This window comes from Cryobacterium sp. Hz9, from assembly GCF_004402825.1.
Classification (GTDB): Bacteria; Actinomycetota; Actinomycetes; order Actinomycetales; family Microbacteriaceae; genus Cryobacterium; species Cryobacterium gelidum.
This window is the reverse complement of record NZ_SOFC01000023.1, coordinates 220,679-234,974: the sequence shown is the minus strand read 5'-3', so window position 1 is coordinate 234,974 and position 14,296 is coordinate 220,679. Positions and strand designations below refer to the sequence as shown.

Below are 14,296 nucleotides of genomic sequence, written 5' to 3'. Positions count from 1 at the left end.
ATTTTTTCCGGCAGCGACCGGCAGCACCCGAAAGGACACAACGCAGTGACTACTCGTCGTATGACAGTCAGCCAGGCGCTCATTGAGTTTCTAGCCCACCAGTACACGGTCGACGGCGATGTGCGCGAGCGCACCATCGTGGGAACCTTCGGCATCTTCGGTCATGGAAACGTCGCCGGCATCGGTCAGGCCCTCAAGCAGCTCTCCGTCGAGGACCCCACGCTGATGCCGTACCACCAGGCCCGCAACGAACAGGGGATGGTGCACGAATCCGTGGCTTTTTCGCGGATGCGGCGACGTCGGTCGACTTTCGCCTGCACCGCCTCGGTCGGGCCGGGTGCCACGAATATGCTGACCGGCGCCGCCCTCGCGACCATCAACCGGCTGCCTGTTCTACTCCTGCCCTCCGACACGTTCGCCACGCGGGTGGCCGACCCTGTGCTGCAGCAGCTGGAACTGCCGAACGACGCGAGCATCAGCGTGAACGATGCCTTCAAGCCGTTGTCGCGGTTCTTCGACCGCGTGCAGCGCCCCGAGCAACTGTTTTCGGCGGCCATCGGCGCCCTGCGGGTGCTCACCGACCCGGTTGAAACCGGCGCGGTCACGCTCTGCCTCCCCGAAGACGTGCAGGCGCAGGCGCTGGACGTGCCGATGGAGTTTCTCGCCGACCGCGAGTGGCAGATCCGTCGCCCCCGGCCGGATCGCGGTGTCATTGACCAGGTCGTGCGCGCCGTTCGTGAAGCCAAACGCCCGCTGATCGTGGCCGGAGGTGGTGTCATCTACTCGGACGCAGCCGCAGCGCTCGCCGCTTTTGTAGAACAGACCGGCATCCCGGTGGGTACCTCACAGGCCGGCGTCGGCTCCCTGCTCTGGGACCACCCGCAGAGCCTTGGCGCGGTTGGAGCCACCGGAACGACCGCTGCCAACCGCATCGCCCGAGATGCCGACCTGATCATCGGGATCGGCACGCGATACAGCGACTTCACGACCGGCAGCCGCACCGCCTTCCAACACACGGGCGTGCGCTTCATCAACATCAACGTGGCATCCTTCGACGCGATCAAGCATGGTGCCGCCATCTCGGTGGTCGCGGACGCCCGGGAAGCCCTGCTCGAACTCAACGCGAGCATCGGTCGGTATCGCATCGACGCCGAATTTGCCGATCGCATACGCTTGGAGAAGGCGGAGTGGAATGCGGTCGTCGACGCGGCCATCGCTCCGAGCGGCCGGCCATTGCCGTCCCAGTCCGAGATCATCGGTGCCGTGCAGCACGCCTCAGACCCTCGCGACGTGGTCGTCTGCGCGGCTGGGTCACTGCCCGGCGACCTGCACAAGCTCTGGCGGGTGCGCGATGAGCTCGGCTATCACGTGGAATACGGTTTCTCCTGCATGGGCTACGAGATCGCCGGAGGCATCGGCGTGCGCCGGGCTGCCCCCGACCGCGACTCGATCGTCATGGTCGGTGATGGGTCGTACCTGATGATGCACACCGAGATCGTGTCGGCCGTGGCCGAAGGCCTCAAATTCATCATCGTGCTCGTGCAGAACCACGGGTACGCGTCCATCGGGCATCTGAGCGACACCGTGGGCTCACAGCGGTATGGCACGCAATACCGTTTTCAAGACAAAGACCGCAACAGTTTTGAAACAAATGCGACGCTGCCGATTGATCTGGCGGCTAACGCCCAGAGTCTTGGGATTTCGGTGATCAGGGTCGAGCCCGGCGCCAACGTCATCGCCGACCTGGCGGCAGCCGTGGCAACGGCGAAGGCGTCCGCAACGGCCACCCTGATTCATATCAACAGCGATCCCTTGCTGTTCTCACCCGATACGGAGGGCTGGTGGGACGTGCCGGTGGCCGAAGTCTCGGCCCTCGACAGCACGACGAAAGCGCGCGCGGACTACGTCGCACGACAGCAGAATCAGCGCTCCTACCTGGGCGACTAGGCCATGTGCAAAAGATTTGTCCGTATGTTAAGACATAATCTTGACGACGGTTTGACAACCGTATACCGTGGTCAAAAGCGAGAACATCAGGACAATAAAACAAACTCAATGTGGAGGAAATAAAGTGCGATTCGTAGTCTTGGGTGCCGGCAGGATCGGGCTCTCTCACGTAGGCACGTTGAAGACACAGGCCGGTGTCACCGACCTCCTGATCGCCGATCTCGATCCGGCACGTGCCGCGGCTGCTGCCGCTTCGGTCGGCTCGGAATCCGCCACAATCGACGAAGCGTTCGGCTCGAAGCCGGACGGCATCGTGATTGCCGCCCCGACCTCGGCCCACGCCGAGCTCATGGTTCGGGCCGTGCGCGCGGGCATCCCGACCTTCTGCGAGAAGCCATTGGCCGAGAACCTCGCGTCGAGCATTCTGCTCGTCCACGAGGTAGAGCGTCACGACGTTCCGGTGCAGATCGGGTTCCAGCGCCGGTTCGACGCCGGCTACACCGAGGCCAAACATGCGCTGCAGAACGGTGACATCGGCGAACTGCGCCGCATGCACGTTCTGACCTGCGACCCGACTCCGCCTCCGGCGGAGTACATTCCCAACAGTGGTGGAATCTACCGCGACTGCCACATTCACGACTTCGACATTCTGCGCTGGGTCACCGGCCGTGAGGTTGCGACGGTCTTCGCGACCGGCGCCAACCGCGGGGCCTCCTTCTTCGCAGATGCGGGCGACGTCGACGAGTCCGCCGCCCTCCTCACGCTCGATGACGGCACCCTCGTCACCGTGCAGGGCTCGCGTTACAACGGCGCTGGCTACGACGTGCGCATGGAACTGGCCGGAAGCCTGGGAAACCGTTCGGTCGGTCTCGACCAGCGCGTGCCGCTGACCAGTGCCGAGCCGGGAGTCAGCTTTCCCAGCGATTCGGCCTGGCCCAACTTTCAGGAACGATTCGCTCCCGCCTACGCGGCAGAGCTGGCACGATTTGTCACCGTGGCCGCCGGCGAAACCGCAAGCCCATGCACTCCTCGGGATGCCCTCGAAGCACTCTATATCGCCGAGGCAGCCGAACTTTCCCGCGCCGAGGGGCGCCCGGTACGTCTCGACGAAGTCAAGCGTTGACCATGGCCGGGGCATCCGCACGTCTCCTGAGCCGCATCGCCGCCGCACCGATTTCCTGGGGCGTGTGCGAGGTTCCCGGGTGGGGCTTTCAACTCACCTCTGAGCGTGTTCTCGGCGAGATGAGCGAATTGGGCGTCGTGGCCACCGAGTTTGGACCCGAAGGGTTTCTTCCGGCGAGCCCCGGCAACAAGGCTGCCACACTCGCCGATGCCGGCTTGAAGGCCGTCGGTGGATTCGTGCCAATCCTGCTGCACGACGCGGGCAGCGATCCGGTCCCGGCAATTCAAGCCGAACTCGACTCATTCGTCGCGGCCGGGGCAACCCGACTTGTTCTCTCGGCCGACACCCGCCAGGTCGGCTACGATTCGAGGCCGGCGCTGAGTGAGCAGGAGTGGAAGACCCTTCTGACTAACCTCGATCGATTGGTGCAGGCGGCCGCCACACGGGGTGTGGTGGCATCCATCCATCCCCATTTCGGAACGATGATTCAATCGAACGACGATGTCGAACGGGTGCTGAACGGCTCCCGGATCGGGCTCTGCCTCGACACCGGACACTTATTGATCGGCGGTACCGACCCGGTCGAACTGGCCAGCAAGCACGCCTCTCGGATCAGCCATGTGCACCTGAAGGACGTGCGGCTAGACCTGGCAGCGCGGGTGCAGCGAAAGGAGCTGAGCTATACCGACGCGGTGCGTCTGGGCATGTACACCCCACTAGGATCCGGCGAGATCGATATAGCGACGATTGTCAACGCGCTCGAGGAGGCCGGATATGCGGGCTACTACGTTCTCGAGCAGGACACCATCCTGACCGAAAACCCACCCGTCGGCCAGGGGCCACTCGCCGATGTGCGTACCAGCATCGACTTCATTGCCGCTTTGGTGACTCCCTAAGATTTTTCACGTCCGACAGCACTATTCGCAGCACACACGGCACCGCACCATTAACGTATCCAATGGAGGATTCACTCATGAAGTTCAAATCTCGCTGGATGGTGGGGCTCGTCGTCCTGCCGCTCGCCCTCACCGGTTGTACGGCCACCAGCAACACGGCAGCAACCACCGACGCCGCGGCATCCGGCGAAAAGGTCACGATCGCCGTCGTCACCCACGGCTCCCCGGGAGATACCTTCTGGGATGTCGTCAAGAGCGGCGCCGAGCAGGCCGGCACCGATCTGGGGGCAACCGTCACCTATCAGGGTGATGGAGACCCGGTCAAGCAGAGCCAGCTGATCGATGCGGCCATTGCGACGAAACCCGACGGACTCATCGTCTCGATGGCCAACCCCGACGGTGTCAAGAGCGCGGTTGAAAGGGCTGTCTCCGCCGGAATCCCGGTGATCACGATCAACTCCGGGCTGGAGCAGTCCAAGGAATTCGGTGCTCAGACCCACATCGGTCAGAGTGAGTTCATCGCCGGCCAGGGCGCGGGCGAGCAGCTTGCCGACGCCGACGTCAGCAACGTCATCTGCGTCATCCACGAGGCCGGCAACACCGGACTGGAAGAGCGCTGCAATGGTGCAGCGGACACCCTCGGCGGCACGGTCAGCAACGTTCAGGTCGATGTGGCCAACGTCGCAGACGCCCAGAACACGATCAAGAGCAAGCTTCTGGCCGACCCGTCCATCGATGGCGTGCTCACCCTGAACCCGGGCATCGCCGTCGCAGCCAGCCAGGCGATTGAGGAAGCCACGAGCACAGCCGTGCTGGCAACCTTCGATGTGTCCTCCGACGTGACCCAGCTGATCCTCGACGACAAGATCCTGTTCGCCGTGGACCAGCAGCCGTACTCCCAGGGTTACCTTCCGGTGACGTTCCTCACCCTGCAGGCTCGTAACGGCGACGTTGTCGGCGGCGGTCTGCCGGTCTATTCCGGCCCCGGCTTCGTCACCAAGGACAACGCGGATCAGGTCGCGAAGTTCGCGAAGAATGGGACGCGATGACTATCACCGCACCCGCGGTGACCGATGAACGGATCAAGCAGGCCGGTCTGATCATCACGCTGCTGCGCCGACCCGAGGTCGGCGCAGCGGTTGCAGCCCTCGCCATTTTCACCTTCTTCTCGGTCTCGACCCAAGCATTTCTGACCCCGGCCGGGGTGGCCACCTGGCTCTACTCCGCGTCGCTATTCGGCATCATGGCCGTCGCGGTCGCCCTGCTCATGATCGGCGGCGAGTTCGACCTTTCTGCCGGTGCCATGGTCGGCACGACCGGACTGATCGTCGGGATCGTCACGACCGAGTGGGGCGTCAATATCTGGCTCGCCCTGGTCATGGCCCTGGCTATTGCCCTCGCCATCGGTGCCGCGAACGCCTTCGTGGTCATGAAGACGGGCCTGCCGAGCTTCATCGTGACGCTCGCCACCTTCTTTATTCTGCAGGGAGTGAACCTCGCTGTCACGAAAATCATCACCGGCACCGTGTCGATTCAGGGTATGGGCGCAGTGCCCGGCTTCGACGCCGTCAAGGTGTTCTTCGGCTCCTCGTTCAACCTGTTCGGCATGGACGTGAAGGTCTCCATCGTCTGGTGGATCGCCCTGACCGCCCTCGCCACTTGGATTCTGCTGCGTACCCGCTCCGGAAACTGGATCTTCGCGGTCGGCGGCCAGATCACCAGCTCCCGTCAGGTCGGCGTGCCGGTCATGAAGGTCAAAATGGGCCTGTTCATGACCACGGCCGGCGCGGGCTGGCTGGTCGGAATGCTGCAACTGTTCGACGTGTCGACGGTGCAGGCCACCACCGGAATCGGCCAGGAGTTCATCTACATCATCTGTGCCGTGGTCGGTGGCTGCCTGCTGACCGGCGGCTACGGATCGGCCATTGGTGCGGCGCTCGGTGCCCTCATCTACGGCATGACCCTGCAGGGCATCGTGTTCGCCCAGTGGGACAACAACTGGCTCAAGGCGTTCCTCGGTGGCATGCTGCTGCTGGCCGTGCTCGTCAACCTCTATGTACGCCGCCAGGCAGGAGTTCGCTCATGACGCACGCAGAAGCATCCGCTGCCCCGCCCATCCTTGAAGTTCGAGACATCGGCAAGACGTACGGTTCCATCCTGGCGCTGCAGGGAGTGGCCGCCTCGGTGGGTGTCGGTGAGGTCCTCTGCGTGCTGGGGGACAACGGTGCCGGCAAGTCCACCTTCATCAAGATTCTCTCCGGGGCACACGTGCACACCCAGGGCAAGCTCCTCGCCTACGGGGTCGAGCGCACCTTCGGCAGCCCGCGCGAGGCCCTGGACCTGGGCATCGCGACGGTCTACCAGGACCTTGCCGTGGTTCCACTGATGCCGGTCTGGCGCAACTTCTTTCTCGGTTCGGAGTTGACTCGCGGGTTCGGCCCGTTCCGGCAGCTGGACGTCAAGGGCATGCGGCGAATCACCAAGGAAGAGCTCGCCAAGATGGGCATCGACCTGCGTGATGTCGACCAGCCGATCGGCACGTTGTCGGGTGGCGAACGCCAGTCGGTGGCCATCGCCCGAGCCGTGTACTTCGGAGCGAAGGTCGTCATTCTCGACGAGCCGACCTCTGCCCTGGGCGTCAAGCAGGCCGGAGTGGTGTTGAAGTACATCGCGCAGGCCCGCGACCGCGGCCTCGGCGTGGTGTTCATCACGCACAACCCGCACCACGCCTATCCCGTCGGTGACCGGTTTCTGCTGCTCAAGCGCGGAACCAGCCTTGGCAACTTCAAGAAGAGCGAGATCACCATCGAGGAGATGACCAAGCTCATGGCCGGCGGAGCAGAGCTCGACGCTCTGACGCACGAGCTCGCTCGCGCCTAGCCTCGCTTGCTGCGCCAAAAAGTCTGGCCGTCTCATCCCGTTTGGGTCCGGCGGCCAGACCTCGACGTGCTACTTTTCGACCAGCGTCACCTCGAAGGAGTACAAGTCGGGGCGGTAGCAGTGCTGGCCGAACTCGACCGCGCGGCCCGAATTGTCAAACGCAGTTCGGTCCATCGTGAGCAGCGCCGAGTTCTTCTCGATCTCCAGCAAGGCGGATTCTTCGTTGGTGGACTTGCGGGCGCCGATGTGCTGGCGGGCGACCCGCATCGTGACACCTCGTGAACGCAACACCTGGTACAGGCCGTGCGCGACGAGATCACTCGGTTCGATGCCGATGAACTCCTCGGGGAGCCAGTTCTCCATCACGGCGACTGGCACGTTGTCGGCCAGGCGCACCCGCCGGATGTACAGGGTGGGACTGCCCTCGGCCACGCTGAGTCGCTCGGCTGTTTTCGCATCCGCTACCCGGTTTTCCAGGGTGAGGAGGTGTGTCGAGGGCACTTTGTGGGTATTGGTGAGGTCGTCGTAGAGACTGGTCAGTTCAACCTTGCGCGTCACCTGGCCGTGTACGACCTGGGTGCCGATGCCGCGACGGCGTACCAGCAGGCCTTTGTCGACGATTTCCTGGATGGCGCGGCGCACGGTTGGGCGGCTGAGGCCCAGCCGCTGGCCGAGGGCGACCTCGTTCTCCAGCCGTGACCCGGCCGGCAGCTCACCGCTGAGAATGGCCTTTTCGATGCGCTGGGAGACTTGAAAGTACAGCGGAATCGGGCCGGACCGTTCCAGGTCCATGAACATTCCCATGGGGAGGGTGTTTTCTTCCTTCGCGCTCACCTGATACCTCGCTGACAAGCCAACCGGTTTGGCCAATTGTCCTGACAATATCAGGTCATGCTGTAGGTCGTCAGTGATTTAGGCGCCGAGGCTGGCCACCGCGGCGACTGCTGCGCGAACGGATGCTGCCGCCTCCGTCGCCTCCGCCGCCGTCGTGCCAGCACCCAGCGTGAACCGCACCGCCGTCTGGGCCACGTCGGCCGGCCAGCCCATCGCCGTGAGCACGTGCGAGGGCTCGCTGCTCCCGGCAGCGCAGGCAGACCCGCTCGAACAGACGATGCCGCGTTGTTCGAGCTCGAGCAGTACCGCCTCGCCGCTGGTGCCGGGAAAGACAAACGACGCGGTGCCGGGCAGGCGTTCGGTGGGATGGCCGGTGAGCCGGGCTGTCGGTGTTTCTCGTAGTATGGTCGTGACGAACTGGTCGCGGAGAAGGCTCGTGCGCATCGCGGCGTCCGCTCGTTCTTCCGCAGTGAGGCGCAGCGCGACGGCCAGGGCTACTGCTCCGGCAACGTTCTCGGTGCCGCTGCGTTTACCGCGTTCCTGGCCGCCACCGTGCAGCAGCGGTTCGATCGGGAGACGGCCGCGCAGAAAGACCGCTCCGATACCGGGGGGAGCGCCGAGTTTGTGGCCGGACAGGCTGAGCGCGTCCACGCCGAGTGTGCTGACGTCGAGGTCGAGCCAGCCGCCGGCCTGCACCGCATCGGTGTGAAACGGCACACCTATGGTGTGGGCAATCGCAGCCAGTTCGACGAGGGGCTGCACCGTGCCCACCTCGTTGTTAGCGTAGTGCACCGAGACCAACGTGGTGTCGGGGCGCAGCGCCCGGGCGAGGGCCGCGGGGTCGACGCGGCCGTTAGCATCCACGGGTAGCAGGGTGATCTCGAAACCGTGCAGCCGGCGCAGGTAGTCGCAGGATTCGAGTACGGCCTCGTGTTCGATCGGTGTGGTCACGATGTGCCGGCCACGCGGGGCGCCGAGCGAGATGCCCTTGATCGCGAGGTTGTCGCTCTCGGTGCCGCCGCTCGTGAACGTGACCTCGCCGGGGCGGCAGTGAAGCGACCGGGCCACACTGCGCCGCGCCTCCAGCAGCGTGGCAGCCGCCGCCTCGCCGACCTCGTGGTGGCTCGACGGGTTGCCGAAGTTCGGCCCGAAGTGCGGCCACAGGGCCTCGAGCGCCTCGCGGCGCACCGGGGTGGTCGCGGCGTTGTCGAGATAGATCATGGGTTCACGGAGCGGGCGCGAATCCGGCCGGCGTACCGTTCACCCGAATGGCAATATCGAGGCCGAGGTCGAGTGAGTGCACACTGTGGGTGAGCGCACCTACCGAGATCACGTCGACACCGGAGGCCGCAATGTCACGAACCGTCGCAAGCGATACCCCGCCGCTGGCCTCGACGATCGCGCGCCCGGCGACCTGGGTCACGCCCGCCCGCAGATCGTCCAAGCTGAAATTGTCGAGCATGATGGTGTCGATACCCGCCGCGAGCACCTCGTCGATCTGGTCCAGCCGGTCCACCTCCACCTCGAAGTGGGTGGTGTGGGAGAGCCGAGCGCGCACCTCAAGTAGTGCCTCGGTGAGGCTGAGCGGACCGGCTGCGAGCACCGCGAGGTGGTTGTCCTTGGCCATGACAGTGTCGGAAAGGCTGAACCGGTGGTTGTGCCCGCCGCCATCGCGTACCGCCGCTCGTTCCAGGGCACGCAGCCCCGGTGTGGTCTTGCGGGTATCGACGATGCGGGCGTGAGTTCCAGCGGTTTCCGCGACGTATCGGGCGGTGAGGGTAGCGATTCCGCTCATCCGCTGCACGAAGTTGAGGCCGATGCGTTCCGCCTGCAGGATGCCGCGGGCCGGGCCGGTCACCTCGGCGAGCGTCGCGCCGGTGTCGAACCGCTCGCCGTCGGCCACGAACTGACGCACCTCAATGCGGGAGTCGGTCAGCGCGAACGCGGCAGCAAACACGGCGCCACCGCTGAACACTCCCGGTTCGCGTGCCTCGAGCCTGGCCGTGGCGATGGCGTCTTCGGGAATGAGTACCGCCGAGGTGAGGTCGCCCCAGGGGGCATCCTCGTCGAGGGCAGCCTGCACGACAACGTTGATGGAGTGGTCGGTCAGCATGCGATGGCCTCCTTGGCCGGTACGAGTTCGGGGTGTCGGGTTGCGCGGTGACGTGAGTGCGAGCGGGAATGGGCCAGTTCGGGCCGGGTGTCGGCGAAGTCCGAGCGGTAGTGTGCGCCGCGCGACTCTTCGCGGGCGAGCGCTGCCGACACGAGCAGGCGGGCCAGGTCGAGCAGGTTGCGGTCTTCGAGGGCGGCGACCGACCTGCTGGTGGCCGGCGGTGCGGCCCACTCGTCGAGGGCACCGGCGGCGTGGACCAGGCCGACACCGGAGCGGTGCACGCCGGCGAAGTCCCAGAGGAGCTGCTGCAGCTCCCGGCGTTCGACCCGTGGGGAGGAGAGATGTGTGGAACGGGTCGCGGTGTCGGACGGGGCGGATGCACTCGCCGGCCACGGCTGGCCGAGGGCGCGCACGGCGCGGTCGGCGAAGACGGCCGCCTCGAGCAGCGAGTTGGAGGCGAGCCGGTTGGCGCCGTGCGCTCCGGTGCGGGCGGTTTCGCCGACCGCGTAGAGGCCGGGCAGGCTGGTGCGAGCCCAGGCATCTGTGGCGACGCCGCCCATCCAATAGTGCGCCGCCGGCGCCACCGGAATCGGATCGACCGCCCAGTCGAGGCCCGCCACGCGGCAGGCGGCCGTGATCGTTGGAAACCGGGTTTCGAGCAGCGTGCGCCCCAGGGCGGTGGCATCGAGCAACACGGGGGCGCCGCCCTGCAACTTCATTTGTCGGGCGATGGCGCGGGCGACGACGTCGCGCGGAGCGAGTTCGGCGTCGGGGTGCTCCGCGAGCATGAAGCGCCCGCCGCTGTGATTGCGCAGCACGGCCCCTTCGCCGCGCACCGCCTCCGACACGAGCGGCGTACCGGGTACAGCGAGGGCGGTCGGGTGAAACTGATAGAACTCCAGATCGGTCACGGATGCCCCGGCGCGCCACGCCGCCGCCACCCCGTCGCCGGTCGCGACCGACGGATTGGTGGTGTGCGTGTAGAGCGCGCCAGCACCTCCGGTAGCGAGGATCACAGCATCGGCGCTTAGCGCGAGCTGCGCGCCGTTCGGGCCGAGCACCCGAACGCCACGGACCGCCCCCGTCGCGTCGACGTTCAGGTCAACGAGCATGGTGTGTTCCCGCACCTCGATGGCGGCACGGCGTCGCACGGTTGCGACGAGGGCGGCCTCGATGACGGCTCCGGTCGCGTCGCCGCCGGCGTGCACGACCCGCGAGCGCGAGTGCGCTGCTTCCAGCCCGCGGGCCACGCCCGACTCGTCCCGGTCGAAGTCCACCCCGAAACGAATGAGGTCGCGCACCCGCGCTGGACCCTCCGCACAGAGCACCCGCACGGCGGCCAAGTCGCACAACCCGGCGCCGGCGCGCAGCGTGTCGAGCATGTGTGCGTCGACCGAGTCGTCGCGAAACAGGGCGGCGGCGATGCCGCCCTGCGCGTACCGGGTATTGCTCTCGGGCAGCACCGATTTGGTGACGAGCACGACGCGGTGGCCGGCATCAGCTGCCCGCACCGCGGCCAGCAAACCGCCGAGGCCGCTGCCGACGACGAGGATGGAGGCCATGTCAGACGCCGACCAGCTGCGACACGGATGCCGCCAGCATCCGCTCCAGGGCCACCCTGGCGTACCGGGCGATATCAGGCGACACCGTGATCTGGTTGAGTACCTGCGCCGACTGTTCGCCACCGCCGACGAGTGCTTCGAGCACCCAGGCCAGGTAGCCGGCGTGGATGCGGTACATGGTCGAGCAGGGGCAGATCACCGGGTCGAGGCAGAAGATCTCATGCTCGGGGTGTTGGGCGGCGAGCCGGTTGACGAGGTTGATCTCGGTGCCGATGGCAAAGGTCGTGCCGGCCGGGGCTGCGGCGATGGCCTTGGCGATGAAATCGGTCGACCCGGCCGAGTCCGCCGCGTCGACGACCGCCATGGGGCATTCCGGGTGCACGATGACCTGCACGCCCGGGTGCTCGGCGCGGGCGGCATCGATCTGCGGCACGGTGAAGCGGCGATGCACGCTGCAGAAGCCGTGCCAGAGCACGACCCGGGCGGCGTCGAGTTCGCCCCGCGTGTTGCCGCCGAGTGGCCGGGTCGGGTTCCACATCGGCATCGCTTCGAGCGGAACGCCCATGGCCTTGGCGGTGTTGCGGCCCAGGTGCTGGTCGGGAAAGAACAATACCCGCTGGCCGCGTTCGAACGCCCACTCCAGCACGGCCTGCGCGTTCGACGAGGTGCAGACGATGCCGCCGTGCTCGCCGCAAAAGCCCTTGAGCGCGGCGGAGGAATTCATGTAGGTGACCGGAATTACCGGAACGCGGCCGGAGGCATCGGCGTCCGTGCCGTAGAGCTCTTCGAGCTGCTCCCAACACTCGGTGACCGAGTCGATATCGGCCATGTCAGCCATGGAACAGCCGGCGGCGAGGTTCGGCAGAATCACGGCCTGGTCGCGCCCGGAGAGCAGGTCGGCGGTTTCGGCCATGAAGTGCACGCCACAGAACACGATCGCCGCGGCGTCGGGACGGCTCTGCGTGGCCTGGGCGAGTTGAAAGGAGTCGCCAACGAAATCGGCGTGGCGCAGCACCTCGTCACGCTGATAGAAATGGCCCAGAATGACCACCGAATCACCCAGCGCCTGTTTCGCTTCGACGATGCGGGCGCTGAGTTCTTCCGGCGAGGCGGTGCGGTAGCGCTCCGGCAGCGCGCCCTGGCGCGGCGACCCGGCCGGAATCACGTCGCCCATCGAGGAGCCCGGCCCGTAACCGGGCGTGCCGGCATCGAACTCCCACGGCGGAGTCGCCAGGTCGGGGCTGCACGTGCTGCCGGCAGCGGCGCCGGTACCGATGAGACGAATGGTGGTCTCGACCGAGGGAATCGTCATGTTCGTGCTCCTTGCAAGTAACGGGATGAAAGGTAGGGGAGTTAGAGCGTCGGCCCTGGCGGGTCATGCGCGGAGGCCCGATCGTTGTACCGGTAGAGCCGAGCGGGTCGATGCCGGGCCCCGGCCACGTGTTGATCGGTGCCGATCAGGCTGCCAGACGACTCGATCGACCGGCGAAAATTGGCCGGGTCGAGCGCTTTTTGCAGAACGGCCTCGTGTACCTCGCGCAGCTGGGCGAGGGTAAACGTGTCGCCGAGAAAGGCATGCGCGATGCGCGCGTACTCCACCTTGGTGCGTAGCCGCCAGAGGGCGTATTCCACGATGTGGTTGTGGTCGAAAGCGAGCGGCGGAAGCGAGTCGGCAGCGAACCAGCGCACGTTCTCACCGACGGATGCCCGCGCCGCGACCTCGGAACGCACGAGCGCCCAGTAGACGACGGAGACCACGCGCACACCGGGGGAGCGGTCGATATCGCCGAAGGTGTACAGCTGCTCCAGATAGCGCGGGGAGAGATCGGTGGTCTCGCGCAGGGTGCGGGCGGCGGCCGCTGCGAGTTCTTCGTCGGCCGGAAGCCACCCGCCGGGCAGCGCCCATAGGCCGAGGTGCGGGTCGCGGGTTCGGCGCACGAGGGGCAGCCACAGCGTCTTCAGGCCCGACGAATCGTCGGGGCGCAAGGTGAAGATCACGGTCGAGACGGCGAGGGTCGCGCGAACGCTGCCGCGTTTGAACGGGCTCTGCTCGGTCAGGTGGTCCAGCATAAGGATCCAGTCGTAAAGGTCGGTGTGACTTTAACAGCTGGGTCCATCATATAGTCAAATTGACCCAAACACCCGAAGGTGACGAATTCGGCGAGAGTCAGGCTCCGCGTGTGGCCGCAGCTGCCGCGCGGGCACCGGCCCGGCTGATGCCCATGCCGGTCACGCCCCACAGAGTCACCCGAGCCATCGCCTCGACGGCGATGCGCGGACTCATCTTGGACGACCCGCGCACCCGTTCCACAAACGTGATCGGTACCTCGACAACGCGCAGGTCGGCGCGCACGGCGTGCAGCAGCATCTCAATCTGAAAGCAGTAGCCGAGGCTGTCCACACTCGAGAGGTCCATGCGCTCGAGTGCTCGGGCGGAGTAGACGCGGTAGCCGCCGGTGGCGTCCCGTTGCGGCAGCCGCAGCAGCAATCGGGAGTACAGGGATCCACCGCGGGACAGGGCGCGTCGATGCCAGGGCCAATTCTCGATGGCCCCGCCGGGCACCCAGCGTGACCCCATCACCACGTCGGCCGTGTCGGCCGCCGCCAGCAGCCGTGCGAGTTGCTCGGGCAGGTGGGAACCGTCGGCGTCGAGCTGCACCAGTTGGGTATACCCGCGACTGAGGCCCCAGCCGAAGCCGTCGAGGTAGGCCGCACCGAGTCCGGTCTTCTGCGTGCGGTGCAGCACGTGAACGCTCGCGTCGCGCGCCGCAATGCTGTCGGCCAGCGCGCCGGTGCCGTCGGGGGAGGCGTCATCGACGACCAAAATGTGCACCTCGGGCACGCTGAAGCGCAGTCGATCCACGATCGCGGCGATGTTCTCGGCCTCGTTGTAGGTCGGAACGAGTACCAGGGTGGTAGGCGCGGGGGTGGTGGGCACGGG

13 protein-coding genes are annotated in these 14,296 nt (G+C 66.2%); 6 read left to right on the top strand and 7 right to left on the bottom strand.

The features are described from left to right. Positions 1-60 precede the first annotated feature (60 nt). The 6 genes from iolD to E3N85_RS13545 all read left to right on the top strand — a co-directional run bounded on the left by iolD (position 61) and on the right by E3N85_RS13545 (position 6,846). Positions 61-1,947, top strand: a complete 1,887-nt coding sequence (gene iolD, locus E3N85_RS13570; RefSeq protein WP_134464534.1) for a 3D-(3,5/4)-trihydroxycyclohexane-1,2-dione acylhydrolase (decyclizing) — start codon at positions 61-63, stop codon at positions 1,945-1,947. A gap of 67 nt (positions 1,948-2,014) precedes the next feature. Beyond that, positions 2,015-3,070, top strand: a complete 1,056-nt coding sequence (locus E3N85_RS13565) for a Gfo/Idh/MocA family oxidoreductase (protein ID WP_370289310.1) — start codon at positions 2,015-2,017, stop codon at positions 3,068-3,070. Between the two features lie 2 nt (positions 3,071-3,072). Beyond that, positions 3,073-3,966, top strand: a complete 894-nt coding sequence (locus E3N85_RS13560; RefSeq protein WP_134464018.1) for a TIM barrel protein — start codon at positions 3,073-3,075, stop codon at positions 3,964-3,966. Between the two features lie 77 nt (positions 3,967-4,043). Next, positions 4,044-5,015, top strand: coding sequence for a sugar ABC transporter substrate-binding protein (locus E3N85_RS13555; RefSeq protein ID WP_134464016.1), 972 nt, complete (start codon positions 4,044-4,046; stop codon positions 5,013-5,015). Next, the gene (locus E3N85_RS13550; protein ID WP_134464014.1) at positions 5,012-6,052 is read left to right on the top strand and encodes an ABC transporter permease; all 1,041 of its coding nucleotides are present in this window, start codon (positions 5,012-5,014) and stop codon (positions 6,050-6,052) included. The genes E3N85_RS13555 and E3N85_RS13550 overlap by 4 nt, the downstream gene beginning before the upstream one ends. Then, entirely contained in the window at positions 6,049-6,846 is a 798-nt protein-coding gene (locus E3N85_RS13545) for an ATP-binding cassette domain-containing protein (protein ID WP_134464012.1), read from the top strand. The genes E3N85_RS13550 and E3N85_RS13545 overlap by 4 nt, the downstream gene beginning before the upstream one ends. A gap of 69 nt (positions 6,847-6,915) precedes the next feature. On the opposite strand, the gene E3N85_RS13540 is transcribed toward E3N85_RS13545, so the two are convergent. From E3N85_RS13540 to E3N85_RS13510, 7 genes are all read right to left on the bottom strand, one after another. After that, a complete protein-coding gene (locus tag E3N85_RS13540; RefSeq protein WP_134464532.1) occupies positions 6,916-7,650 on the bottom strand; it encodes a GntR family transcriptional regulator in 735 nt (244 codons plus the stop codon). 108 nt (positions 7,651-7,758) lie between these two features. Continuing rightward, on the bottom strand, positions 7,759-8,901 hold the full coding sequence (locus E3N85_RS13535; protein ID WP_134464010.1) for a cysteine desulfurase family protein: 1,143 nt from the start codon (positions 8,899-8,901) through the stop codon (positions 7,759-7,761). Positions 8,902-8,905: 4 nt separating this feature from the next. Beyond that, positions 8,906-9,793, bottom strand: a complete 888-nt coding sequence (gene nadC / locus E3N85_RS13530) for a carboxylating nicotinate-nucleotide diphosphorylase (protein WP_134464008.1) — start codon at positions 9,791-9,793, stop codon at positions 8,906-8,908. Further along, the gene (gene nadB / locus E3N85_RS13525; RefSeq protein WP_134464006.1) at positions 9,787-11,355 is read right to left on the bottom strand and encodes an L-aspartate oxidase; all 1,569 of its coding nucleotides are present in this window, start codon (positions 11,353-11,355) and stop codon (positions 9,787-9,789) included. The genes nadC and nadB overlap by 7 nt, the downstream gene beginning before the upstream one ends. Position 11,356: 1 nt before the next feature. Next, positions 11,357-12,667 carry a quinolinate synthase NadA gene (nadA, locus tag E3N85_RS13520; protein ID WP_134464004.1) on the bottom strand — a complete coding sequence of 437 codons (1,311 nt, stop codon included), beginning with the start codon at positions 12,665-12,667 and terminating at the stop codon, positions 11,357-11,359. A 41-nt stretch (positions 12,668-12,708) separates the two neighbouring features. Continuing rightward, positions 12,709-13,425 (bottom strand): NUDIX domain-containing protein, encoded by a 717-nt coding sequence (locus E3N85_RS13515; RefSeq protein ID WP_134464002.1) that lies wholly within the window; start codon positions 13,423-13,425, stop codon positions 12,709-12,711. A 97-nt stretch (positions 13,426-13,522) separates the two neighbouring features. Then, positions 13,523-14,293, bottom strand: coding sequence for a polyprenol monophosphomannose synthase (locus E3N85_RS13510; protein ID WP_134464000.1), 771 nt, complete (start codon positions 14,291-14,293; stop codon positions 13,523-13,525). Positions 14,294-14,296: the final 3 nt, after the last annotated feature.